This is a genomic window from Lysinibacillus sp. BNK-21, from assembly GCF_048684915.1.
Classification (GTDB): Bacteria; Bacillota; Bacilli; order Bacillales_A; family Planococcaceae; genus Lysinibacillus; species Lysinibacillus capsici.
Window position 1 is genome coordinate 1,399,464 of the sequence record NZ_JBLQTS010000001.1, and the last position, 23,328, is coordinate 1,422,791.

Here is a 23,328-nt window from a genome sequence, read left to right on the forward strand (position 1 = left end):
ATAAATTCAATGATAAACATTATGAAAAAAGAAATGATTAGAATAATTAGTACCGAACCGAAGAAAACCCCTGGAACGTACCATGCTGGCTCCCAAAAGAAACCAATCCACAAACAAACAGCCACTATAACCATTATAGTAATTGCGACGAAACGAACGCTTTTACCTAGAAACACCATACCATTATTCCCCTTGTTTATTTAGTCATTTCCAAAATGTGATTTCAGTTTACAATATAACATTCAGAATGTACATGTAAAATAACAGACCAGAATAACTGTGGTTATCAGTTTTATTTAATTTCGAATATTTCATTCATATCTGTGATTTCTAAGTATTGAATTACCCTCGCTACTTGTTCACGGTTAAATGTCTTTCTCTGATTATTTGCCATCTCGCTAATTACATTCTCCCTTAACCCTGTTTTCTCGGCTAATTCTCTTTGTGTAATTCCTCGTTCGAACAGTATCATTTTTAATTTTAAACGTACTTCCATTAAAAAATTTCCTCCTAATCAATAATTTATATCGCAAGTTAGGAATTTATTCTTAAATATCGACATAACAATGTATCAATAAACAAAATACCTTCTTGAATTAGTTCTCGATATAATGCCAGATTTCCTTCTAGTGTACTTTTTAATCAGGAAAGTTGTCCTTTTTAGTGTAGCAAGGTTTTATGGCATTAAAATTTGTTCTCGATTGCAGCAACTCTTACTTCGTAAGATAACCGTGAAGTTTAGAAAGTTTAGGAGGGGGTTAATGAATGCTTTTTGAATTGGTTACGAGTTCAGTGTTTGGTGGAATTGCATTTCATGCGTTTATGAAGAAGAAAAATTTGTCTACAAATGAGAGCGGGAAAATTCAACGAATTATGTCATTGAGTGGTCTAAATGTTAAAGATGGCAAAGATACATTGACCACTCAATTAGTGAAAAAGAAAAAATATGAATGGGGATGGGAATATAAATACAGGATTCCATTAGGGCGTAGTTTTAATGATTATCTGTCCAAAATAAATGTTTTAGAAGATGGTCTGAACAATAGGCGTAAGCAAATTAATTTTAATGATGTATTAACAATGGATTGGAAAGGTGATGTAATTAAAAATTTACAGCAGTTAAGGAAGTCTAAATTAACGGAGCAAAAAGAAATAGAATTAGATTTCGATGGATTTTTAATTATAAGGGTCTACGATAAACCGTTGCCTAAAAGAGTCGATTTTCATGCAGGAGAGAGCTGGGAAGTACCTGTAGGAGTTGCAAGAGAAAAGAATAGCTTTAGATACCATGACTTTGAAAAAGTGCCCCATGTAGTGTTAGGAGGTGCAACAAGGTATGGGAAAAGTAACCTCATTAATTCGACAATTTGTAGCTTATTACATAGCAATTCAGATAATGTTCATTTTTTCTTAGTGGATTTAAAGGGCGGAGTAGAGCTGTGTGACTATGAAAAAATCAAGCAAACCGTATCAATAGCATACGAACCAGAAGAAGCCTTACAAACATTACAACTAGCTTATAATCAAATGCGTAAAATACAAACCTCATTAAGGAAAAAGGGAAAGAAGAATGTTCAAGAAGCTGGGATAAAAGAACGCTATTTTGTCATTGTAGATGAAGTAGGTGAATTAAACCCATTAGAAGCGGTAACAAGAGAGGAAAAAGTGCTAAAGCTGCAATGTCAATCAATTATGTCTCAAATAGCTAGGATTGGGGCAGGGTTAGGCTTCCGACAAATCTTAGCTACTCAATATCCTACAGGTGATGTTATTCCAAGACAGTGTAAACAAAATTCAGATGCTAAAATATCGTTTCGAGTTCAGTCTGCAATTGCTTCAAGGGTCGTGCTCGATGAACAAGGAGCAGAAACGTTACCAATGATTAAAGGCAGAGCTATTTACCAAACTGCTGATAAACGTGAAATACTACAAACGCCTCTTATAACCTCTGATGAAATACAATCCATTATTCTTCCACACTTAATTAAAGAGGGGGAGTTCAATGAAAAAGAAACCTCTATCAACAAGACAAGAGAAGATATTGTTACTTTTACAGAAGTTTGATTTTCTTACAAGAGATCAAATAAATAAATGCCTTAATCTTGGTACAACACGAAATACAAATAGAGTGTTGAGTGATTTATCTAATTATCTACAATGCGTTAGAAATGGTTATCAAAGTATTTATTATTTAAGTCGTGTCGGTAGGATGTATGTTGGTTGTGAAAAGGTCAGGAAAAAGGGCAGCCATGTTGAACACACAATAATGCGTAATGACATGTGGTTACATTATGGATGCCCTTCTGATTGGAAGAACGAGTTGAAAATAGACAATAAACGTACGTCTGTTATTGCAGATGCAATGTTTAATAAGGGCGGTTTTTCTCATTTTCTTGAAGTGGACCATTTACAAACGATGCAAGAAAATCGTTTAAAGATAGCAAGATATAAAGAGCTAATGCCAAACTTAGCTTTGCAGTTGGGTCATTATCCAGTGCTAGTATGGATGACCACAACCGAATTAAGAAAAAGTCAATTAGTAGAGGCGTGTAGAGGATTACCGAATTATAAAATTTATACATTAAATGATATTAATTAAGGAGGAATGTGTATGTTTAAAAAGAGAATTAAAACCGAGGTTGTTCCAACAAGTGAGTACACAGATTTTTCAGAGAGGTTTCCAGGTGATGTAAAGTATGCAACCTTGAAACATGTTGCTATTGCTGGAGCTGTACCTACCGTAACTGCAATTGGAACAGGGATGCTTATGTATAACAACTTCAAAGACTCTTATACCTCCACGCTTCTTCCAGTAAGTAGTCCAGTTCAACAGCCAACATTAGAGCCAGTGGTTGCTCAAATACCTTCTGTTGTGCCTGTTAATGCCGTAGGGCAACCAGTGGGAGTTATTGCTGATAAGTCGTTAGAAATGATAGCTACTATTCTTGATCCTGTTGTCCAGGTATTAGTCGCAATATCGTTCCCGATTGCAAGTGTAATTATGGTTGGAGCTTGCTTTTGGTTCATGATTGGGAATGGCGAAAAGGCTTGGTCAATAATAATGAACTGCGGTTTGGGTTATGTATTGATTCAAATGTCTCCACTGTTTTTAGGGATATTAAAAACGATTGGAGAGGCAATTTAGTCGTAAAAAGAGGTATTTTAGAGGGAAAAATCCAAGGCGTTGAGACGTTGATATTACTGCATTCCTACGCAATCATATTTATGTTTACTACTCCACAACCTAGAGTATGAAAACTCACGATTTTTGATCGCTCGTTACTCATGATATATATCATCCTTTCAATTCACATTACCTTGTGTTTCCAAACATTTAATAAGTTTTTCGTTGTACATATTTTAGATACGTGATTTATGATAACATAATCCTTATAAAATCAGTACATATAAGATTTTTTTGTGAAATAATTAAGTTATCACTTTCTATATAATCTTTTGAGGACTTCAGATAAACATGACTCGTTCTGGAATGTTTATATTTGGGTGTTCATTATATAGAAAGAAATTAGACGCCATCGCGAAAAAATGATATGATTCGAAGAGGTACGTACATCTTGTTTAATGAAGGAGCGTTCAACAATGGAAAAAAATTTTGCACGTATGATTGATCATACATTATTAAAGGCTGAGGCAACAAAAGAACAAATTGAAAAATTATGTGCTGAAGCTAAACAATTTAACTTTGCTTCTGTTTGTGTAAATCCAACTTGGGTAAAGCGAAGCAGTGAATTATTACAGGGTACAGACGTGTTAGTTTGTACGGTTATCGGCTTCCCACTTGGTGCCAATACACCAGAAGTCAAAGCATTTGAAGCAAAAGACGCCATTGCTAACGGTGCAAAAGAAGTAGATATGGTTATTAATATCGGTGCGTTAAAAGATAAAAACTATGACCTTGTACAAGCAGATATCGCAGCAGTGGTAGAAGCAGCTAAAGATAGCGCACTTGTAAAAGTCATTATTGAATCATGCTTACTAACAGACGAAGAAAAAGTGAAGGCATGTGAGTTAGCTGTAGCAGCAGGTGCTGACTATGTGAAAACATCTACAGGTTTTTCTACTGGTGGAGCAACAGCAGAGGATATCGCGCTTATGCGTAAAACTGTAGGTCCAGAACTTGGTGTAAAAGCATCAGGTGGTGTTCGTAGCTTAGAGGACATGAAAAAAATGGTAGAAGCAGGTGCGACTCGTATTGGGGCTAGCTCTGGTGTAGCTATTATGAATGGTTTAATTGCCGACTCCAACTATTAATATTATCTTTTTATAGAGCCATAAGCTCATGTGTACATTGACATGAGCTTATGGCTTCTTTGTGTTTAATCAGCATAATAATTTTCTATGCACATATACTCCACTGATGAATGTAAATACAGAAAGGAGGATGTCATGTTTACACAGTATAAGTCTTGGAGGCCCTATATTAGCCCCTTTGATCCTTGTAAGCCTATAGAAGTTAAGTATTATGCAACACCCCCACAACTATATATGGGTTTTCAACCACCTGGACTTCCACAATTTCCAACCGCAAGAGAAGCGCTAATGGCAGGAACACTATGGCCACAGTTGTTTAGCCCATACCCATTTCCCCTAAAAGGAGGGAGGAAGCATGACTAAAAAGATGCCGCCCGAATTTTATAAGCAATTAGAAGAAATACAAGCAATTGATTTCGTCATTGTTGAATTAAACCTCTATTTAGACACTCATCCACACGATTATGACGCCATTCAGCAATTTAATGAAAATACAGAGAAAAGTATGAAACTTAAAATTGATTTTGAGCAAAAATATGGACCACTCATGAATTTTGGGAGAAGCTATTCGAATTATCCTTTTAACTGGATTGATACACCATGGCCATGGCAAGTCTAAACAAAAGACTAGGAGGAAAAATCTTTGTGGTATTATGAAAAGAAACTCCAGTATCCGGTAAAAGTTAGTACATGTAACCCAATGCTTGCAAAGTTTTTAATTGAACAATATGGAGGAGCGGATGGGGAACTGGCAGCAGCTCTACGCTACATGAATCAGCGCTATACGATTCCTGACAAAGTAGTAGGGTTATTGACCGATATAGCAACAGAGGAATTTTCACATTTAGAAATGATTGCCACGATGATTTATAAGCTAACAAAAGATGCAACACCAGAAATGCTGAAAGAAGCTGGATTGGGTGATCATTATGTAAATCACGATCGGGCTCTATTTTATCAAAACGCCTCGGGGGTACCATTCACAGCAACCTATATTCAAGCAAAGGGTGACCCTATCGCGGATTTGTATGAGGATATAGCAGCCGAAGAAAAGGCACGTGCCACATACCAATGGATTATTGACTTATCAGATGATACGGATTTAAATGATAGCTTGAAGTTTTTACGTGAACGGGAAATTGTTCATTCCCAGCGCTTTAGAGAGGCTGTTGAAATTTTAAAAGATGATAGAGATCAAAAGAAAGTTTTCTAAGACAAAAATGGCAGGCTGTATCAAGGTGAACTTGACACAGCCTTTTTGCGGTTACTGAATATTTGAGAATAAGCTAAGATCTTTTCGATGACCAATCATTACTAATAAATCTTCCTTTTCAATAATTTGCTCAGGAGAAGGGGAGATAATAATTTCACCTTCGCGCACAATCGCAATTACACTGACGTTATATTTTGCGCGCAAGTCTAAATCCCGAAGGTTTTGTCCGGCCATTTTGGAAGGAATCATAATTTCTTCAATGCTGTATTCCTTTGATAATTCGATATAATTCAACATATTTGGGGATAGGAGTTGATTGGCTACACGTTCACCCATATCTCTTTCTGGGTAAATAATCCAATCAGCTCCTACTTTATCTAACACTTGCCCATGTCTTTTACCAAGTGCCTTTGCGATCACTTTTTTGATCCCTAGCTCTTTTAATAAAGAGACGGTTAAAATACTAGATTGCATATCATTACCGATCGCTACGATAACACAATCGAAGTTACCAATACCAATCGATTTTAAGGCTTTTTCTTCTGTTGTATCTGCAACCACAGCGTGAGTCACATAGGGTTCGGCATCCTCTACTCTTTCTTCATTTATGTCAATTCCTAATATTTCCTGTCCAGCTTCATGCAATCTGCGAGCGACGCTTGTTCCGAATCTACCTAAGCCAATCACAGCGTATTGTTTAATGGTCATAGCGTTCTGTCTTCCTCTCATTTGGTTATCCAATCATAATATTTCCTTTTGGGTGGCGGAAACTCTCTTTTTTTCTTCGTTTTGCAATGGCAAAAGCAATGGTTAATGGTCCTACTCTTCCTGCGAACATTGTAATAATCAGAAGAAGACGACCAGCAGGTGTTAGCTCTGGAGTTAGGCCCATCGAAAGACCAACAGTACCAAACGCAGAGGTAGCCTCAAATAAGTACATCATAAAGCTATGATGCTGTTCCGTGATACTGAGAATAATCGTCACGACTACAACAATTAATCCTCCACACATTGTAACCGTCAAAGCCTTTAAGATAGTTTCAGTAACAATTCTACGTTTAAAGAGAACGACATCTTCTTTTCCTCGAATTTGTGACCACATAGTAGCTACTAAAACAGCAAAGGTTGTGATTTTAATACCTCCAGCAGTCGACCCAGAGCCTGCCCCAATAAACATGAAAAGAATCATTAAAAATAATGTAGAATGCGTTAAGTCCCCAATAGCCAGTGTATTGGAGCCAGCAGTTCGTGGTGTAACCGCTTGGTAAAGGGAACCTAATACTTTACCCCATTCGGATAATGGTCCAAGAGTTTTTTGGTTGCCATACTCAAACAAAAATATCAAAATGGTTCCGCTAACAGTGAGCAAAAGTGTCGTTACTAAGACTATTTTTGAATGGACAGAAAGCCTTTTAGTTACACGATATTCATACAATTCATTCATCACAATAAAGCCTAATCCACCGATTGTAATAAGAGCACAGATGGTGAAAACAACAAAGGGGTCATCAACATAGGCAGTCATTCCGTTAAAGCCACCCATTAAATCGAAGCCCGCGTTGTTGAAGTTGGATATGGCATGAAAAAATCCAAAATAAAGGGCCTTTCCAATAGGCATATCAAAAGAAAAACGAATCGATAGAATTAGACCACCGATTATTTCAATACATGCTGTAAAGAGCAATATTCTTTTCACTAATCGAACAAGACCAGCAATAGAGATATTATTAAATGCTTCTTTAAGCAGCAGTCTTTCTTTTAATGAAATTTTCTTTCCAAGCAGTAAAAATAATAATGTGGCAAATGTCATAAATCCTAAACCGCCAATTTGGATTAAGAATAAAAGGACCACTTCGCCAAAAATAGAGAAGGTATCACCTGTATCAACTACAATTAAACCTGTGACACAAGTAGCTGATGTAGCAGTGAATAAAGCATCTAAAAAGGGCAAACCCTTCCCATCCTCAGTAGAAAATGGCATTGTTAAAAGAAACGTACCTATGGCAATGATAAGGGCAAAGCCCAGTACAAGAATTTTGGGAGGATTTAATGCTCTTTTAAAATTGTTCATTTAATATTTCCTCAATTCTGAATAGTAAACAACTGTTTGTTAGATGGCATAATAAAAAGACCTACGATTAGAGCATGAAAAGGGTAGAAAGCATGCTAATAATGGTGGTCAATAACGACCTCCTTCGCTTTAGCCGACGAAGTTAGCTGACGGGTAGGATGGCGAAAGAGCTTTCTCATCCCTTCTGCTAAAGCAGAATTAACCCCAAAAGATTGGTTCCTCCGTTCTCAAATAGTTGAGATTTGGCCGATATGAAATTGAATGTGATTATTCTACGCCCTTATTCTATTTTTTGTAAACCCCTTAATTGTTAAGAAAATGTAATTATTTTTATTGTGGGCGAATTGTGTGTGAATAATTCGAGCAAAAATAAAACCAAAAATTCACTTGATAATTTCGCATACTTTCTATTGACCATTATTAGACAATACGATATAATTTTTTAGTACACAACAGAAGGTGATTTGCCTAATTGTGTATTGACGTGTGTTCGGAGGGAGGGAAAGAGAGATGTCAAAAACTGTCGTTCGCAAAAACGAATCGCTTGAAGATGCTCTTCGCCGCTTCAAACGTACTGTATCAAAAAGTGGTACAATTCAAGAAGTTAGAAAGCGCGAGTTCTACGAAAAACCTAGCGTAAAACGTAAAAAGAAATCAGAAGCTGCACGTAAACGTAAGTGGTAATTTAATTTCCCATTAAAAATCCCTACGTTCATAACACGCAATTGTATGATTCACTGAGCAGACAAAGTTATACCTGAAATTAATCACATTTTTGATTAATTTCAGGTATTTTACATTGCTCAACTTTACGTACATATGAAAAAGCCGAATGAAATCACTTTGATTCATTCGGCTTTTTTGCACATACTAAGTGTTAGTAATTGGCATTAGATCGAATGATAAATAATTAATAAATTTTTTAAGATTTGTGAAACTTTTCGCATGATTGACCGTATATACAGAGGAGAGGCATGTTAGAAGGGAGGGAAAAAGATGCGAAAACGGAGAATCCTCAGCTATTTACTAGTGATATGGATGACTTTTTTGTTAGCGTTTCCATTAACTTCGGCTTTTGCCAGTAATAAGGTTTATCATGTTCCGATTCATAATGAAGTAGAGCGAGGACTTCATGCATTTTTAGAACGAGCTTTTAAAGAGGCTGAAGAAAACAATGCTGAGGCGATTATCTTAGAAATACATACGCCTGGCGGTTTTGTGAATGCAGCAAGCGATATCGCCATGCTTATGGATGCAACGCAAATAAAAACGATTGCTTATATTAATAAGGATGCGCACTCAGCAGGAGCGTTTTTAGCCCTACATGCGGATGAGATCTACATGGTTCCAAATGGAACAATCGGTGCAGCGGCAGTTATCGATTCAGCAGGTAATGCAGCCGACCTAAAGGCCAATAGCGCTTGGCTTGCTCAAATGAAAGCAGCAGCAGAAACGTCAGGGCGCGACCCTAAGTATGCATTAGCAATGGCAGATACCAACTATGAACTACCAGAATACCGTGCTGGCGGAAAGAATTTGTTAACCCTATCAGCCTCAGAGGCAGCAAAGGTTAAATATTCTGAAGGGACGGTTAAAGATTTTCAGGAGCTTTTAGAAGTAACCAACTTGAATGGTAGTGATGTTGTTCCCATTGAACCAACCTTTTCTGAAAAGTTAGCTCGTTTTATTACAAATCCCATCATTGTACCTATTCTATTGTCTATCGCTAGCTTAGGACTTGTGATGGAGCTTTATTCGCCAGGATTTGGTGTTCCAGGTATAATGGGCTTATCAGCACTTGGTTTATTTTTCTTTGGACATATGGTGGCCGGCTTTGCGGGATATGAAACATTATTGTTATTTATTGTTGGCTTAGCCCTTTTAATTGCAGAGTTTTTTGTCCCCGGTGGAATTGTTGGTATTTTAGGTGGTGTCTTAATAGTACTAAGTCTGATACTGGCAGGTGCAAATATGATGCAAATGATAGTAGCAATTCTCATTGCGCTTGTGATAGCGATGATAGGAATGGTGATTCTGATGAAATTTTTCGGAAAAAAACTGCATGTCTTAAACAGGCTTGTGTTAATGGATGCAACCACGACAGAAGAAGGGTATGTATCCAATGTGAATCGCACAGAACTGTTAGGAAAAATTGGGAAAACGCTTACACCACTTCGTCCATCTGGAACAATGGTACTTGGTAGTGAACGCATTGATATTGTATCAGAAGGTGGCTATATCGATGCCAATCAACATGTAGAAATTATTAAAGTTGAAGGCTCACGCATTGTTGTGAGACAAACAGATAAAGAGATGGAGGAATAGAAAATGGGTTTTGATTTAGCTTTGATTGGTCCTATTGCTGGACTAGTTATTTTATTCATTGTGCTTGCGGTATTCTTTACCTTTGTACCCGTTGCATTGTGGATTTCTGCATTAGCAGCAGGTGTACGTGTGAGCATTTTTACATTAATTGGGATGCGATTGCGTCGTGTAATCCCTTCTCGAATTGTTAATCCGTTGATTAAAGCACATAAAGCAGGTTTACCTGTAACGATTAATCAGTTAGAGAGTCACTATTTAGCAGGTGGTAATGTTGACCGTGTAGTGAATGCCTTAATTGCGGCTCACCGTGCCAATATTGAGCTGTCATTTGAACGTTGTGCAGCAATCGATTTAGCTGGGCGTGATGTATTAGAAGCTGTTCAAATGTCTGTTAATCCAAAAGTTATTGAAACACCTTTCATTTCAGGTGTAGCAATGAACGGGATTGAGGTAAAAGCAAAGGCTCGTATTACCGTGCGTGCCAACATCGAGCGTTTAGTCGGTGGTGCTGGTGAAGAAACAGTTATTGCCCGTGTAGGGGAAGGGATCGTTTCTACAATTGGTTCGGCTACTAGTCATACAGAAGTATTAGAAAATCCAGATATGATTTCACAAACGGTTTTATCTAAAGGTTTGGATTCAGGAACAGCCTTTGAAATCTTATCCATTGATATTGCGGATGTAGATATCGGTAAAAACATCGGGGCTGAATTACAAATTGAACAAGCACAAGCTGATAAAAACATTGCGCAAGCAAAAGCTGAGGAACGTCGTGCAATGGCTGTAGCAAACGAGCAAGAAATGATTGCACGTGTTCAAGAGATGAAGGCAAAAGTAGTAGAAGCAGAAGCGGAAGTACCACAAGCGATGGCTGAAGCCTTACGTTCTGGTAATCTTGGCATTATGGATTATATGAACTATCGCAATATCCAAGCAGATACAGCGATGCGCGACTCTATCTCAAAAGTAAGCAATGATAAACCAGAAAAAAATGAACCCAATGCTTAATAATAACGGAAAGGAGCGAAACTAACATATGGAACAGTTAATAATCTTCGCCATAATTGCCATAGTCAGCTCTATTTTCGGAAAATCAAAAAATAAAAAGCCTCAGAAGCAGATGCCTCCTTTTAATAAAGACACCGTGGTGGAGCCTCCAGTTACGGAGAAAGCACCACATCGTACTGGGAAAGCACAGAGTTTTGAAGATTTTGCACGAGAATTTATAGGAGATTGGATTCCAGAAAATGAGAAAGTCGAGGAGCCTAAAAAATTTGTTGAAGAACAAGTGAAAAGGGAAATACCAAGCTATGTTGCTCCAGCTGTCATTCCAGCAGATATCCCTAGCCGTTCTTCTAATCGAGAAGGTCGAGGACGATTAGCTGCTGGAAAAAAAGAAGTGCAATCAGTTGGCACAAATTCGACTTTACAACTACCTCAATCTAAAAATGATCTTATGCAAGCAATCGTGATGGCTGAAATATTAGGGCCACCGAAATCAAAAAGAAAATAACTAGCATGTCCTCCTTTTTCGATGCATATATTGCCGAAGAAGGAGGCATTTTTTATGAAAAAATTATTTCAATTAACGCCACTACTTGAGTTGTTAGAATACGAATCATTAAAAATTATTGGACCCTACCGTTTTATTCATGCAGATGCGACGACCTGTTCGTTTGTCTATGCAGATTATCATATTACTGTCAATGCGGATTCAGTGACAATCAATGCGCTCAAAGAAGAAATGCTACATCTCACTGTTGACAATCTACAGGAGCTTCATATGAAAATGACAAAGAATATGGGTGTGAGCAAAAATGTGGAATAATCGGCCAATTATTATACGTATAAAGCGCCATGAAAATGTTCATCCTTTTATTCAAGCATTGCACGCTCAACATGTCCCATTAAAGCGTGTTGTCTTTCGTGAGCAGGAAGTTTCCTTTGAAACGACGATGCATTATCTACCAAAAATTCGCCGTGTACGAAGACGTTTTCGCTTAAAAATGGCTGTATTTTATGCAGATGAGCTTCAAGTTTTTCGAGCGCAAATTTGGACTTTATTGGGCTTAGCCTTTATGATTGCTATTCCAATTCTTTGTGCACAAGTCATATGGCGAGTGGACATAGAAGCCGCAACACCAGAACTAGAGCAGCGTTTAGGTAAGACCTTTCATGAAACCTTTCAATTAGAAACCCCTTTATCTCAAAAAAAGTTACCTTCCAATACGGTTATACGACAAAAGCTGTTAGAGCAACACCGAGAGCTATCATGGGTTCATATTGATAAACATGGCGGACGAGTAATTTTGAGACCACAAGAATCACCTAAACAAACAGAGCAAACAACTGATAAATTAGCCTCCCATATAGTAGCAACGAAAAGTGGTGTCATTACACACTTTAATATACAGCATGGCGAGCGAAAAATTTCAGTAAATGATACAGCCTACGAGGGTGACGTCCTCGTAAGTGGTGTATTAGAAAGTGGCACAGATCAAGTTTTTGTAGGGGCGAAGGGAGAGGTTTATGCAGACTATTGGCTTGAATGTTCATTTAAAATTCCAACAAAAATTACCGTGGAAACCTTGCAGCAAAAGCAATGGCGAGTGTTGATAAAGGGTATACATGAGGAAAAGGTGGATTATGTACAAAGAAAGGATTTACCGAATTGGCTATCTCCCTATGTTTCAATTGTAGAGGAGCAACAGACGAAAACGATGCAAGTAGAGTTGGATGAATCGAAAATTGAGTCATTGCTGATTCCTTTATTGCATGAAAAAGTATTACGTTCGTTACCTGCAAAAACAATCATCAAGAAAGAAAACCTTTTACAGGCAAAGTGGGGGAATGGTACAGTTGAAGGGAAAGTTCTATTTTTAGTCAATGAAAACATTGCAAGTCCAATACAAGGCCTACAAGGAGAATGATTATGTCAGAACAGTTAACTGTATTACAGGTGGATAATCCAAATGAAGCGGTTATGCTACTAGGTATTTCCGATGCAAATATGAAATTAGTTGAAGAAGCACTTAATGTTCATATCATTACGCGTGGTGAACAAATTCAACTTGCGGGTGAAGAAAATGCTAAGGAACAGGCAACATTTCTTCTGCATGCTTTATTGAAGGTCATTCGCAAAGGAATTAATATTGATCAACGTGATGTCACAACAGCTATTGAAATGACACAAAAAGGAACAATCGAGTATTTTGCAGAACTATATGATGAAGAAATAGCACGCACGACGAAAGGTAAGTCAATTCGTGCAAAAACAATTGGTCAACGAGAATACATACAAGCAATCCGTCATAAAGACGTTGTTTTCGGTATTGGTCCAGCCGGTACTGGGAAAACGTATTTAGCGGTAGTCATGGCAACACAGGCACTTAAAAACGGCCATGTTAAGAGAATTATTTTAACTCGCCCTGCTGTTGAAGCTGGAGAGTCTCTAGGCTTTCTTCCAGGAGATTTAAAGGAAAAGGTCGATCCATATCTACGACCTCTCTACGACGCTTTAAACGACATCTACGGCTCAGAACAAACACAGCGGCTAATTGAACGCGGAACGATTGAAATCGCCCCTTTAGCCTATATGCGTGGCCGTACATTAGATGATGCCTTTGTTATTTTAGATGAAGCACAAAATACAACACATCAACAAATGAAAATGTTCCTAACTCGTCTAGGCTTCGGCTCTAAAATGGTCATCACAGGTGATAAAACGCAAATCGACTTACCCAAAAATACAGAATCTGGCTTGATTGTAGCAGAACGTACATTAAAGTATGTTAAATCTATTCATTTCCAAGTACTAGAACAAGGCGATGTCGTACGTCACCCAATCGTAGCCAAAATCATTCAAGCCTACGAAGAACAGCAACTTTAGAATTGCGTAGCAATTCTAAAGTCTGCCCCGAAAGCGAAGCGACAGGGGCAACGAGGTTTAAAACATCCATATAGTTAAAACCTAAACCACGAATTTAATCAAAATATGGAAAAAAATGTGACAGCTATGCGAAGATGCATAGCTGTTTTTTGCTTTCTTATACATTTTTCGAGAAAAATGTATGTTGAATTGGTATGATAGTAGGTAGATAGAGGAGGTGCCAGATGGAGAAACAACTTCGAAAATTTACAGAGCTTATCGGTTTTCGCTACTTTCTTATCATCATTCTCATTTTAACAGGTGGCCTACAATTTGGGTTCATGTATGGCAATGTTAAAGGAGTTACATATGATTTCAAACCATTACAGCTTGCGCCTGAAACCGTACGATCTACTAAAACGATTGAAGACACTTATAAAACACAGCTAGAGCGAGAAAAAGCTGCCAATGCAGTGGATTCAGTCTATCAATTTTCGGAGGATGTCGCCAAGCAAAGAGCAGCGATTGTAACATCATTATTTGATTATGTTTTGGAAGTGAAAAAAGATGTTGCAAATAGTAAGGAACCTATTCCTATTGCAGACCAGGTTACACAGCTTCGAAAAAAATTTGAATCCATTGACGAAGACCAGATGCCGTTAATTTTTACAGATTCTCAGCTGGAAGGTCTATTAGTACAAAGTGAAGATGATTTAACTAGAACAAGTACGCAATTATCTAAATTTGTAGAGGAATATTTACAAAAATCCATCCGACCAGAGAACGTCTTTGTTGCACAAAATGATTTTGAAACAAAGATTCGTGGACAAAGAGGATATCCTGATAAAATATTCAATACAGTCGTGTTAATAGGACGTACAAGCATTATTGAAAATGAAACAATTAACGAAGAACAAACAAAGATTCGAAAACAGCAGGCCAAAGAAAGTGTAGAGCCGACACGAATTTTACAAGGTCAGATTATTGTTCAAGAAGGCCAAATTATTGACAATGAGGCTTTTAGACAATTAGAGCTATTAGGGATGGTTAGTAATAAAGCCTCCTTTAAGCCGATAGCAGGGCTTATTATTTTAACGCTACTACAAATGATGTTTATGTATATTTTATTTGAGCGTTGGGAGACGAACGAACGAAAAAAACGTAATGCACTGTTAGTCACAGTGATTGTTTATAGCTTGTCTATTTTGCTAATGAAATTTATTAGCTTAGTTTCTAGTGGCTTTGATGTGACGATTGCCTTTTTATTTCCGACAGCACTAGCGACGATGCTTGTACGATTGCTAGCAGATGAGCGAGCAGCCGTATTAATTACAGTTATGACGGCTGCTTCAGCAGGGGTAATTTTTCAAGAAGGCTATTCCTCAGTTATGCAAATGGAAATTACGCTGTATATCATATTCGGAGGGTTTGCAAGCCTATTCTTTTTGCGTAGTGTGGAAAAACGCTCACATATTTTACATGCGGTTGGTGTGATTTCCCTTGTAAACATGGCATTTATTGCGTTTTATTTGTTAATGACACAATCATCCTATGGCTTACCAGAATTAGCATTTTACTTAATAGCGGCGATGTTATCAGCCTTGCTTTCAGGGGCATTAACGATGGGACTTTTACCATTCTTTGAATCGGCGTTTAGCTTGCTTTCGTCTTTACGCTTAATTGAGCTATCCAATCCCAACCATCCATTATTAAAAAAATTATTAATGGAAACTCCAGGGACATATCATCATAGTGTGATGGTAGCGAACTTAGCGGAAGCTGCGTGTGAAGAGATTGGTGCTGACGGTTTATTAGCGCGTGTAGGTTGTTATTATCATGATATTGGTAAAACCAAACGACCTTCCTTTTTCATCGAAAATCAGATGTCGGGCATCAATCCGCATGATTCGTTACCACCTGAAACAAGTGCAGAGATTATTATCGCCCATACGACAGATGGTGCCAATATGTTAAAACGTTATAAAATGCCCCAAGAAATTATTGATATCGCTTTACAACATCATGGCACAAGTTTGTTAAAATTCTTCTTGTTTAAAGCAAAGGAAGAAGGAAAAAATATTGATGAGGCAAAGTTCCGATACCCAGGGCCCAAACCACAAACAAAAGAAGCAGCTGTTATAAGTGTTGCGGATAGTGTCGAGGCAGCAGTACGTTCTATGAAAGAGCCAAATGCAGAGAAAATTCAGAAGCTAGTACGAGCGATTATCGATGATCGCGTCCAAGATAATCAGTTTGATGAATGCGATATTTCAATAAAAGAGTTAAAATGTATAGAGAGAGTACTTTGTGAAACGTTGAATGGGATATTCCATTCACGTATTGAATATCCAAAGGCAGATAAGTAGGAGGATCTATGATTTTAACAATTGATTTTACGGATGAAACAAATGAAGTGGGAGCACAACATATCGAACTTGTTGAAAAGCTATTACATCATGCTGCAAGTGTAGAAAATATTGAGCCAGAAACAGAGGTTTCGGTGACGTTTGTAACGAACAAGGCAATTCAAGATATTAATCGTGAATATCGTGGCAAAGATCAACCAACAGATGTCATTTCCTTTGCACTAGAGGAGCTAGGTGAAGGGGAAATTGAAGTAACTTTTGAAGGTATGCCACGTGTATTAGGTGATATCATTATTTCGACTGATCGTGCAAAAGAGCAAGCAGAGGAATATAATCATTCCTTTGAGCGAGAATTAGGCTTTTTAGCTGTACATGGTTTTTTACATTTACTTGGTTATGACCATATGGAGCCAGAAGAAGAGAAAGTGATGTTTGCAAAGCAAGATGAGATTCTCCAAACTTTTGGCTTAGGTCGAGATTAGATGAATTTGCGAAAATACTTGCGATCTTTTGGCTATGCTTTTGAAGGCATCATAACTGCAAGTAAAGAACAAAATTTGAAATCACATATAGTAAGTGCAATCATTGTTATACTGGCTAGTTATTTGACAGGTTTATCTCGTATGGAGTGGTATATTGTGCTACTATTAATAGCACTAATGTTTGCGCTGGAAATGATGAATACAGCTATCGAACGGGTAGTCGATTTAGCTTCCCCAGAGATACATCCGCTTGCTAAGCAAGCAAAAGATATTGCAGCAGGTGCAGTGCTTGTATTTGCGCTATTCAGTGCTATAATCGGATTACTCATCTTTCTGCCAAAATGGTTTTAATGGAAATGAGTGTCTTCTAATTGAAAATAAACCATAAATGTGAGGGAGAATTAGTATAGATGACAATGGATATGCATGCATTATTAGAAGAATCAAAAAAGGCACGTGAAAAAGCCTATGTTCCTTATTCAAAATTTAAAGTAGGGGCAGCTCTACTAACTAAAGATGGAGAGGTTATTCACGGTTGTAATATTGAAAATGCAGGCTATAGTATGACAAATTGTGCTGAACGTACAGCGTTTTTTAAGGCAGTATCGGAGGGGATTTACGAATTCGAGGCCATTGCCATTGTAGCTGATACAGACGGACCATGCGCCCCATGTGGAGCATGTCGCCAGGTCATGATGGAGTTTTGTGCTCCAACTATGCCTGTTTATTTAACGAATTTAAAAGGTGATGTGACGGTAACGTCAGTGGGCGAATTACTACCGTTTGCATTTACGACGGAGGATTTAGAGAATGCAGGAAACTAAAAATGGCTATAAATCAGGCTTTATCTCCATCATTGGTCGTCCAAATGTTGGCAAATCGACATTTTTAAATCGTGTCATTGGCCAAAAAATTGCGATCATGAGTGATAAGCCACAAACAACACGAAATAAAGTACAAGGCGTACTAACAACAGATGATAGCCAAATGATTTTTATTGATACACCAGGTATTCACAAGCCAAAACATAAACTAGGCGATTTCATGCTGAAGGTTTCTAAAAACACATTGCGTGAAGTAGACGTTATTATGTTTATGGTTAATGCTGAGCAAAAACTCGGTAAAGGTGATGAATTTATTCTAGAAATGCTAGCAGGAAACCCAACACCTGTCTTTTTGGTCATCAATAAAATTGATGCCATTCATCCAGATGAACTAATGGGAATTATTGAGAGCTATAAAGAGCGCTATGACTTTGCGGAGATTGTACCGATTTCTGCGCTACAAGGCAATAATGTTGAAAATTTATTAGTGACATTGGCGAAGTATTTACCAGAAGGACCTCAGTATTACCCAGCCGATCAAGTGACAGATCATCCTGAACGATTTATCATATCTGAACTTATTCGTGAAAAAGTCCTACATTTAACGCGTGAAGAAATTCCCCATTCTATCGCGGTGGTAATTGATAAAATTCGTCGTGATGAAGAAAATGAGGATAAAATTCATGTAGCGGCTACAATTATTGTGGAGCGTGATTCTCAAAAAGGGATAGTTATTGGAAAACGTGGAGCCTTGCTAAAAGAAGTAGGGACACGTGCGCGAAAGGATATCGAAATGCTTCTAGGGTCTAAAGTTTATTTAGAGCTATGGGTAAAGGTGCAAAAAGATTGGCGTAATAAAGCTACACATTTACGTGATTTTGGATTCCGTGATGATGAATATTAAGTTTTTACTGGCTTAGCCAATGAATTGTAACGTTGACGAACATGGCCCGTTGAATCAGGAATAGACGCCAAATTTTGACGTGACGGTTTTAGGTTAACTTCTTCTTGTAGGCACAAAAGGATCTAGAAGTATTTGATCATTTTTATTTTTGAGCTGTCCAAAATTATTTTGGGCAGCTCTCTTTGCATGGATAGTTCTTTTATGAAAGGAGGGGGATTATGCTTCATAAATGGGAGGGGATTGTATTAAAGGTTCGCGCTTATGGGGAATCTAATAAGATTGTTATTTTGCTAACTCGGGAAGCTGGTAAAGTGGCTACGATGGCTAGAGGGGCAAAAAAACCTTCTAGTAGATTGGCTTCCATCACGCAACCCTTTACCTATGGGATGTTTATGGTACAACATCATACAGGCATGGGAACTTTGCAACAGGGAGAACATTTAAATTCAATGCGCCATATTCGTGAGGATATTATGGCTACTGCTTATGCTAGCTATATTATGGAATTAGTGGAGCGAGTTGTGGAAGAAGGAAAGCCAGAGCCATTTGCGTTCGATGTTTTACTACATGCACTACAAGCAATTGAGGATGGCTACGATCCTGAAGCTATTACGCTATTTGTTGAATGGAAAATGTTGCCCTATACAGGTGTACAACCTATTTTACATGCCTGTGCTGCGTGTGGCGCAGTAGATGGGGAATTCGCTTTTTCCTTTGCTCAAGGAGGATTCTTATGCCATCGCTGTTATCAGCATGACCCCTATATCATTCGCTTAACGCCAACACAGCTGAAACTTATCAGGATGTTCTACACTGTTCCTATCGACCAAATTGGAAAAATAGAACTAAAAAAAGAAACAAAATATTTCATTAAAAAAATTATAACAACCATCTATGAAGAACAAACCGGTATTCGGTTTAAGACGAGAAAATTTATAGAGCAACTAGAACGTACCCCTGAACTGCAAATACGCTCGAAAGACAAAATGCCAGATGAATCATAATGTTCATCTGGCATTTCACGTTATTTAAAATTCATCCTCATCCTCTGTCACTAAAAAGGCCCACTGTCCAGCAATTTTTTTACTTTCAATATAAAGGTATGATGTTTCATTGTTTTTACCTGTTAAATGGAGAATCGCTAGACCTTCAGCTTTTGGCGTAATATGTAGTTGCCCGTCAAGAATTGTCGCTTTTACAGGCACTGGCTCAAAACCAAAGCTTTCGAGTGCTACATGTGTTGGTTCGAAAGGTAATTCTTGCGCTGTCAGTATTAATTCATCTGTCAAATGATATAAATCAATGCTGCGAACAAAATCATAGGAATACACATCTGCGGCCATCTTTTGTTGTTGCGTCCCATCTGAAAATCTAACAATGTATTGTCCATTTTGCGAAATGGACAGTGTTTGATCTTGTTGATTAAAGTTATAGAAATTTGAAGCGAGTGGCTGTCCATTCGCGTTTTGAACCGTCACCTCTGTTGGTATGAATGGTAATTTGCTCTCAGACAAATCGAGTGGTAAATTTTCGATATAATCATCTTCTTCTACTTCTTCAAGTGTTACCTTCAGCTTACCATTTACATTTTTGACATGTACTAAATAAAAAATGTCAATAAAGTCCTCTGAATCATCAGTCAATCCAGTAATCACTAATTTACCCGTACCTTCTTTTATAGGGGTAATTGTGATAGACTCTGTCATATCTTCCTCTTCATTCCATGTGAAAATATCCTCTGCTGGCTCAAGACCACCATAAGAAGCAAAAATATAGTCCTGTTTAAATTGACTTGCATAGACGGTTGCATTGCCTAGCAACTTTTCAGCTCGTACAACAAAAGCAGCCAGCTGAGAGCGCTTTACATTGCTTTTTGGGCCGAAAGTGGTTGCAGATGTTCCTTTGGTAATCCCATTTGCAAACAATGCTTTAATATGAGGCTCAAATTCATTCCCCTTTTTAACGTCTGTAAATGGTAATTGTGTGTTACTCGTACTTGTTAATCCAAAGCCTTTCGCAATCATTTTAGACATTTGCTCGCGAGTTATATTTTGAGTAGGGTAGAAATAACCATTTGCACCATTAATAATGCCAGCATTTGCTAATGCTGCAATGGCTCCGTAGTTTTCATCGCCAGGTTTGATGTCTTTGAATTGGGGATTTTTTACGTGAACTGTATCTAACTTTAAAATACCTGCTAAAATCTTCGCAGCCTGTGTACGTGTAATAGGATTAGCGGGTTTAAATGTCCCATCCATATAGCCTGAAATAATGCCACGCTCTGCTAATTGAATAATAGCCTTACCTTCTTCATTGGTTGGGTTGATATCAGGAAAAAATGATGCTGCGTGTGCGGGTGGTGCGATAATAATCGCACTTGTTGCTAAAGCAGAAGCCATAGCTAGTTGAAATAAACGTTGAGACTGCAATTAAATTCCTCCAAAAAGTACAATAGAAAATTTTATAGTATATATATTTCTGGTCAGACCTTCCTATGTATCAGTTCAAACTTCCGGACGAATGAATGTTAAAAGGTGATGTGTCTTTAGCCTGTCAATTATTCATTATTTAACAGCTAATACTAACTATAATAACTTATTTATACCAAAAAGATGGAACAACGCATAGAGGGAATTTCATCCATATCATGACTGTTCGGTAATCGATTATACCTTATGTAAAAAGGGGGAGCTAAAACTAATTAACTTGCATAGCACAGAACTCGCTTCATTTTATCTTTTAAATAAAAAGAAATACCTTTGATTTTATAGGAGGATACAACTAGATTACCTTTCTTTTTAATGAATAAATTTCAATTTTTACAAAATAAAATTATTGCGTAAATTTAATTTTATTTGTTATTTTTCCGTCTTTAAATGAATAATATGAAGTCTTATTTATCTATATTTTTATTTATTTATATATTTATAAGTATTTTAATAGGTAAAAAGATTTGTATTTTTGTTTAGTTTTCATTATATAAGTGGTAGAAACTGTTCATTCGAGACCCATATACTAGTTGAAAAGGCATTTTAACCTATGATATTGTAAATGGTATAGATAATGGTAATTATATTTTTTAAATATAATTAAGTCGTTTAATCTCCATCGAAACTGATGTACGCTAGATCACTTTAGACATGCCTATGAAATATAAAAGCCTCTATCAGCAAAACGTATTGTTATACGTTTATCAGAATAGCGCAGTCCTATGGAAGAAGGAGGGAGTCACATAGTGCTTAGTACATTGCGTATGTGGCAAAATATATGCTACGAAAAGTAACCTTAAGTATTCATGAAGTTGAAGCAAATGATATATTAGCAGAAGATATTTTTTCAGAGTATCGTTTATTGGCTAAAAAGGATTTAGTTTTAACGGAGCGAATTATTGCCTTACTTAAACTTCGTAAAGTAGATGAATTATCTGTCTATTTGCCATCTAATTCAGTTCGAGTTGTACATGATTTAAGTGCTCAACGAACAAGAGAATATGAAGATCTATTTGCCCCATTAATTGAAAAAAGAGATCCTGTGGATGATTATAAAGAGACAGTTAGTCAGCTTTTTATGACAACGTTGGAGAATGTCGTGCACGAATTACGCTATGGACAAATTCTTAAAAGCATACAGGATACGGCTTATGTAAGAGGTGTTTTTGAAAAGATTTTGGAAAAAAAACATCGCTATGAGCTACTTATGCGTTTAAAGGAATGGGACGAGTATTCATTTGTCCATTCATTTGATGTGTTTGTATTAGGTACAATTTTTGCTAGATACCTAGGTTTAACAGATATTGAAACATTAGCTAGGGGCTACCTGTTCCATGATATCGGGAAGGTTTTTATACCCCAAGAAATATTAAATCTGAAACGTAAACTCTCTGAAGATGAGTTCGATATTGTAAAGACGCACACAACAAAAGGCTACGAGCTACTCATGGAACATAACGAGGAAGACATTGCCTATTTGGCAAGAGATCATCATGAACGTTTTGCGGGAAAGGGCTATCCAAATCAACTTTGTGCGGATGATATGAGTGAGGGTGTACAATTATTACAAATTGTTGATGTATATTCAGCGATGACATCCAAGAGAGTCTATCATGTTGGCTATGGTGCTACAGATGCTTTAGCTGTCTTATACAGAGATCGACATTTATATAATGAGAGCTTTATGCATAAATTTGTAGAATGTTTAGGGATTTACCCAGTAAACTCTGTTGTTATGTTATCCGATAATCGCAGTGCACAAGTAGAACTTGTTTATGATTTATTTCCAACATTACCAAAAGTAAGATTGTTAGATGAGCAAAAATCAATGAATCTTCCTTTGAACTATAGTGTGAGAATTACGAAAATGATCGACTATCGAGCGAATAGCTTTGAAGAGATTTTCAACTTATTTGTAGAGCAATTAATCCGCTGTGACGAAAATAATCTGAGAATTCATTTTAATAAATTAATTGACCATTTACATCCTAAAGAAATTGTCTTAAAAATTTTTCTGCCAGCCTTTCGTATTTTACGTTTACTAACAAGGGAAATCCAAACGGATATGACAAAGTATCGCAATTCTATTGGTATTTTAAAAACGCTCCTAGAGGAGCAATTAAACGTTTTATATATGGATTATCAACATGAGCAAACGACCATATTAGTTGTGGAGACATCGTTGCGTGAAAATTTCTTCATTAAGCTTGTTCAAAGTATTTTGTATATTGATAAAATTGTGCCATTCTTTATAAACCCAGGTGATGATCAACGTATTACACAATTGATGGAACATTGTGATGTTAATGTCGCTTACTTTATTGAAGATGAACTAACTTTTGACAAACGGGTTCGTCCAATGCGAGAAGGTACATTCCTTTATTACTCACTAGCGGATATTGAGGAGCTATTAGTAAGCTTAATAGGTTTGAGCATGAAAAAGTTTTCATTCGAGGAAAAAATGCAAGAGCGTTTATTTTCAACATTTAAAGCATAAGAAAGAGGGAGTTGCCT

Annotated in this window: 25 protein-coding genes and 1 riboswitch; of the genes, 21 read left to right on the plus strand and 4 right to left on the minus strand. The window is 37.2% G+C overall.

Annotated features, from left to right (window positions below; translation table 11 throughout):
- Nucleotides 1–292: 292 nt before the first annotated feature.
- Nucleotides 293–496, minus strand: coding sequence for a helix-turn-helix domain-containing protein (locus ACMGGO_RS07055; RefSeq protein ID WP_420281729.1), 204 nt, complete (start codon nt 494–496; stop codon nt 293–295).
- Between the two features lie 269 nt (nt 497–765).
- On the opposite strand from ACMGGO_RS07055, the gene ACMGGO_RS07060 reads away from it, so the two are divergent.
- The 7 genes from ACMGGO_RS07060 to ACMGGO_RS07090 all read left to right on the plus strand — a co-directional run bounded on the left by ACMGGO_RS07060 (nt 766) and on the right by ACMGGO_RS07090 (nt 5,485).
- Nucleotides 766–2,064 carry an FtsK/SpoIIIE domain-containing protein gene (locus ACMGGO_RS07060; RefSeq protein ID WP_420281730.1) on the plus strand — a complete coding sequence of 433 codons (1,299 nt, stop codon included), beginning with the start codon at nt 766–768 and terminating at the stop codon, nt 2,062–2,064.
- On the plus strand, nt 2,003–2,599 hold the full coding sequence (locus tag ACMGGO_RS07065; protein WP_420281731.1) for a replication-relaxation family protein: 597 nt from the start codon (nt 2,003–2,005) through the stop codon (nt 2,597–2,599). The genes ACMGGO_RS07060 and ACMGGO_RS07065 overlap by 62 nt, the downstream gene beginning before the upstream one ends.
- Nucleotides 2,600–2,611: 12 nt before the next feature.
- Nucleotides 2,612–3,145: a hypothetical protein gene (locus ACMGGO_RS07070; RefSeq protein ID WP_420281732.1), complete on the plus strand. Its 534-nt coding sequence runs from the start codon at nt 2,612–2,614 to the stop codon at nt 3,143–3,145.
- A 455-nt stretch (nt 3,146–3,600) separates the two neighbouring features.
- Nucleotides 3,601–4,272, plus strand: a complete 672-nt coding sequence (gene deoC / locus ACMGGO_RS07075) for a deoxyribose-phosphate aldolase (protein ID WP_281216138.1) — start codon at nt 3,601–3,603, stop codon at nt 4,270–4,272.
- 135 nt (nt 4,273–4,407) lie between these two features.
- The gene (locus ACMGGO_RS07080; RefSeq protein ID WP_004227061.1) at nt 4,408–4,635 is read left to right on the plus strand and encodes a spore coat associated protein CotJA; all 228 of its coding nucleotides are present in this window, start codon (nt 4,408–4,410) and stop codon (nt 4,633–4,635) included.
- A complete protein-coding gene (locus ACMGGO_RS07085) occupies nt 4,628–4,891 on the plus strand; it encodes a spore coat protein CotJB (protein WP_016994107.1) in 264 nt (87 codons plus the stop codon). The genes ACMGGO_RS07080 and ACMGGO_RS07085 overlap by 8 nt, the downstream gene beginning before the upstream one ends.
- 24 nt (nt 4,892–4,915) lie before the next feature.
- Entirely contained in the window at nt 4,916–5,485 is a 570-nt protein-coding gene (locus ACMGGO_RS07090; protein WP_004227065.1) for a manganese catalase family protein, read from the plus strand.
- 51 nt (nt 5,486–5,536) lie between these two features.
- Here the strand turns inward: ACMGGO_RS07090 and ACMGGO_RS07095 are convergent, their stop codons facing one another.
- Nucleotides 5,537–6,193: a potassium channel family protein gene (locus ACMGGO_RS07095; RefSeq protein ID WP_004227067.1), complete on the minus strand. Its 657-nt coding sequence runs from the start codon at nt 6,191–6,193 to the stop codon at nt 5,537–5,539.
- A gap of 25 nt (nt 6,194–6,218) precedes the next feature.
- The gene (locus ACMGGO_RS07100; RefSeq protein WP_115674109.1) at nt 6,219–7,556 is read right to left on the minus strand and encodes a TrkH family potassium uptake protein; all 1,338 of its coding nucleotides are present in this window, start codon (nt 7,554–7,556) and stop codon (nt 6,219–6,221) included.
- Between the two features lie 116 nt (nt 7,557–7,672).
- Nucleotides 7,673–7,814: riboswitch (cyclic di-AMP (ydaO/yuaA leader) on the minus strand.
- 252 nt (nt 7,815–8,066) lie between these two features.
- Here ACMGGO_RS07100 and rpsU point away from each other — a divergent pair.
- The 13 genes from rpsU (at nt 8,067) to recO (ending at nt 19,329) form a co-directional block, all read left to right on the plus strand.
- A complete protein-coding gene (gene rpsU, locus ACMGGO_RS07105; RefSeq protein WP_004227078.1) occupies nt 8,067–8,240 on the plus strand; it encodes a 30S ribosomal protein S21 in 174 nt (57 codons plus the stop codon).
- Between the two features lie 312 nt (nt 8,241–8,552).
- Nucleotides 8,553–9,881, plus strand: coding sequence for an NfeD family protein (locus tag ACMGGO_RS07110; RefSeq protein WP_048392188.1), 1,329 nt, complete (start codon nt 8,553–8,555; stop codon nt 9,879–9,881).
- A gap of 3 nt (nt 9,882–9,884) precedes the next feature.
- Nucleotides 9,885–10,889, plus strand: coding sequence for a flotillin-like protein FloA (gene floA / locus ACMGGO_RS07115; RefSeq protein WP_016994103.1), 1,005 nt, complete (start codon nt 9,885–9,887; stop codon nt 10,887–10,889).
- 28 nt (nt 10,890–10,917) lie between these two features.
- On the plus strand, nt 10,918–11,394 hold the full coding sequence (locus ACMGGO_RS07120; protein ID WP_054550098.1) for a hypothetical protein: 477 nt from the start codon (nt 10,918–10,920) through the stop codon (nt 11,392–11,394).
- Between the two features lie 54 nt (nt 11,395–11,448).
- Nucleotides 11,449–11,709: a hypothetical protein gene (locus tag ACMGGO_RS07125; protein WP_048392190.1), complete on the plus strand. Its 261-nt coding sequence runs from the start codon at nt 11,449–11,451 to the stop codon at nt 11,707–11,709.
- Nucleotides 11,699–12,811 carry a sporulation protein YqfD gene (locus ACMGGO_RS07130; protein ID WP_048392191.1) on the plus strand — a complete coding sequence of 371 codons (1,113 nt, stop codon included), beginning with the start codon at nt 11,699–11,701 and terminating at the stop codon, nt 12,809–12,811. The genes ACMGGO_RS07125 and ACMGGO_RS07130 overlap by 11 nt, the downstream gene beginning before the upstream one ends.
- Nucleotides 12,812–12,813: 2 nt before the next feature.
- Complete coding sequence (locus ACMGGO_RS07135; protein ID WP_016994096.1) at nt 12,814–13,770, plus strand: PhoH family protein; 957 nt, start codon at nt 12,814–12,816, stop codon at nt 13,768–13,770.
- Nucleotides 13,771–13,994: 224 nt separating this feature from the next.
- Nucleotides 13,995–16,115, plus strand: coding sequence for an HD family phosphohydrolase (locus ACMGGO_RS07140; protein ID WP_004227107.1), 2,121 nt, complete (start codon nt 13,995–13,997; stop codon nt 16,113–16,115).
- 8 nt (nt 16,116–16,123) lie between these two features.
- Nucleotides 16,124–16,597, plus strand: a complete 474-nt coding sequence (gene ybeY, locus ACMGGO_RS07145; RefSeq protein WP_066036447.1) for an rRNA maturation RNase YbeY — start codon at nt 16,124–16,126, stop codon at nt 16,595–16,597.
- Nucleotides 16,598–16,948, plus strand: coding sequence for a diacylglycerol kinase family protein (locus ACMGGO_RS07150; protein WP_048392193.1), 351 nt, complete (start codon nt 16,598–16,600; stop codon nt 16,946–16,948).
- A 59-nt stretch (nt 16,949–17,007) separates the two neighbouring features.
- Nucleotides 17,008–17,421: a cytidine deaminase gene (locus ACMGGO_RS07155; RefSeq protein ID WP_081011012.1), complete on the plus strand. Its 414-nt coding sequence runs from the start codon at nt 17,008–17,010 to the stop codon at nt 17,419–17,421.
- A complete protein-coding gene (gene era / locus ACMGGO_RS07160; RefSeq protein ID WP_004227129.1) occupies nt 17,408–18,325 on the plus strand; it encodes a GTPase Era in 918 nt (305 codons plus the stop codon). Before ACMGGO_RS07155 ends, era begins: the two co-directional genes overlap by 14 nt.
- A gap of 218 nt (nt 18,326–18,543) precedes the next feature.
- Nucleotides 18,544–19,329 (plus strand): DNA repair protein RecO, encoded by a 786-nt coding sequence (gene recO / locus ACMGGO_RS07165; RefSeq protein WP_048392194.1) that lies wholly within the window; start codon nt 18,544–18,546, stop codon nt 19,327–19,329.
- 24 nt (nt 19,330–19,353) lie between these two features.
- Here recO and ACMGGO_RS07170 read toward each other — a convergent pair whose 3' ends face one another.
- Nucleotides 19,354–20,754, minus strand: coding sequence for an S-layer homology domain-containing protein (locus ACMGGO_RS07170; protein WP_048392195.1), 1,401 nt, complete (start codon nt 20,752–20,754; stop codon nt 19,354–19,356).
- Between the two features lie 838 nt (nt 20,755–21,592).
- Between ACMGGO_RS07170 and ACMGGO_RS07175 the strand changes: the two genes are divergently transcribed.
- Nucleotides 21,593–23,311, plus strand: coding sequence for an HD-GYP domain-containing protein (locus ACMGGO_RS07175; RefSeq protein WP_054550114.1), 1,719 nt, complete (start codon nt 21,593–21,595; stop codon nt 23,309–23,311).
- The last annotated feature ends 17 nt before the right edge of the window (nt 23,312–23,328 follow it).

Coding starts and splice junctions, on each gene's coding strand:
- ACMGGO_RS07055 (WP_420281729.1), bottom strand. CDS start 496: ATGGAAGTACGTTTAAAATTAAAAATGATACTGTTCGAACGAGGAATT.
- floA (WP_016994103.1), top strand. CDS start 9,885: ATGGGTTTTGATTTAGCTTTGATTGGTCCTATTGCTGGACTAGTTATT.
- ACMGGO_RS07070 (WP_420281732.1), top strand. CDS start 2,612: ATGTTTAAAAAGAGAATTAAAACCGAGGTTGTTCCAACAAGTGAGTAC.
- deoC (WP_281216138.1), top strand. CDS start 3,601: ATGGAAAAAAATTTTGCACGTATGATTGATCATACATTATTAAAGGCT.
- ACMGGO_RS07080 (WP_004227061.1), top strand. CDS start 4,408: ATGTTTACACAGTATAAGTCTTGGAGGCCCTATATTAGCCCCTTTGAT.
- ACMGGO_RS07175 (WP_054550114.1), top strand. CDS start 21,593: ATGCTACGAAAAGTAACCTTAAGTATTCATGAAGTTGAAGCAAATGAT.
- ACMGGO_RS07125 (WP_048392190.1), top strand. CDS start 11,449: ATGAAAAAATTATTTCAATTAACGCCACTACTTGAGTTGTTAGAATAC.
- ACMGGO_RS07150 (WP_048392193.1), top strand. CDS start 16,598: ATGAATTTGCGAAAATACTTGCGATCTTTTGGCTATGCTTTTGAAGGC.
- ACMGGO_RS07120 (WP_054550098.1), top strand. CDS start 10,918: ATGGAACAGTTAATAATCTTCGCCATAATTGCCATAGTCAGCTCTATT.
- ACMGGO_RS07140 (WP_004227107.1), top strand. CDS start 13,995: ATGGAGAAACAACTTCGAAAATTTACAGAGCTTATCGGTTTTCGCTAC.
- ACMGGO_RS07065 (WP_420281731.1), top strand. CDS start 2,003: ATGAAAAAGAAACCTCTATCAACAAGACAAGAGAAGATATTGTTACTT.
- ACMGGO_RS07135 (WP_016994096.1), top strand. CDS start 12,814: ATGTCAGAACAGTTAACTGTATTACAGGTGGATAATCCAAATGAAGCG.
- ACMGGO_RS07085 (WP_016994107.1), top strand. CDS start 4,628: ATGACTAAAAAGATGCCGCCCGAATTTTATAAGCAATTAGAAGAAATA.
- ybeY (WP_066036447.1), top strand. CDS start 16,124: ATGATTTTAACAATTGATTTTACGGATGAAACAAATGAAGTGGGAGCA.
- era (WP_004227129.1), top strand. CDS start 17,408: ATGCAGGAAACTAAAAATGGCTATAAATCAGGCTTTATCTCCATCATT.
- ACMGGO_RS07155 (WP_081011012.1), top strand. CDS start 17,008: ATGACAATGGATATGCATGCATTATTAGAAGAATCAAAAAAGGCACGT.
- recO (WP_048392194.1), top strand. CDS start 18,544: ATGCTTCATAAATGGGAGGGGATTGTATTAAAGGTTCGCGCTTATGGG.
- ACMGGO_RS07100 (WP_115674109.1), bottom strand. CDS start 7,556: ATGAACAATTTTAAAAGAGCATTAAATCCTCCCAAAATTCTTGTACTG.
- ACMGGO_RS07060 (WP_420281730.1), top strand. CDS start 766: ATGCTTTTTGAATTGGTTACGAGTTCAGTGTTTGGTGGAATTGCATTT.
- ACMGGO_RS07110 (WP_048392188.1), top strand. CDS start 8,553: ATGCGAAAACGGAGAATCCTCAGCTATTTACTAGTGATATGGATGACT.
- rpsU (WP_004227078.1), top strand. CDS start 8,067: ATGTCAAAAACTGTCGTTCGCAAAAACGAATCGCTTGAAGATGCTCTT.
- ACMGGO_RS07130 (WP_048392191.1), top strand. CDS start 11,699: ATGTGGAATAATCGGCCAATTATTATACGTATAAAGCGCCATGAAAAT.
- ACMGGO_RS07095 (WP_004227067.1), bottom strand. CDS start 6,193: ATGACCATTAAACAATACGCTGTGATTGGCTTAGGTAGATTCGGAACA.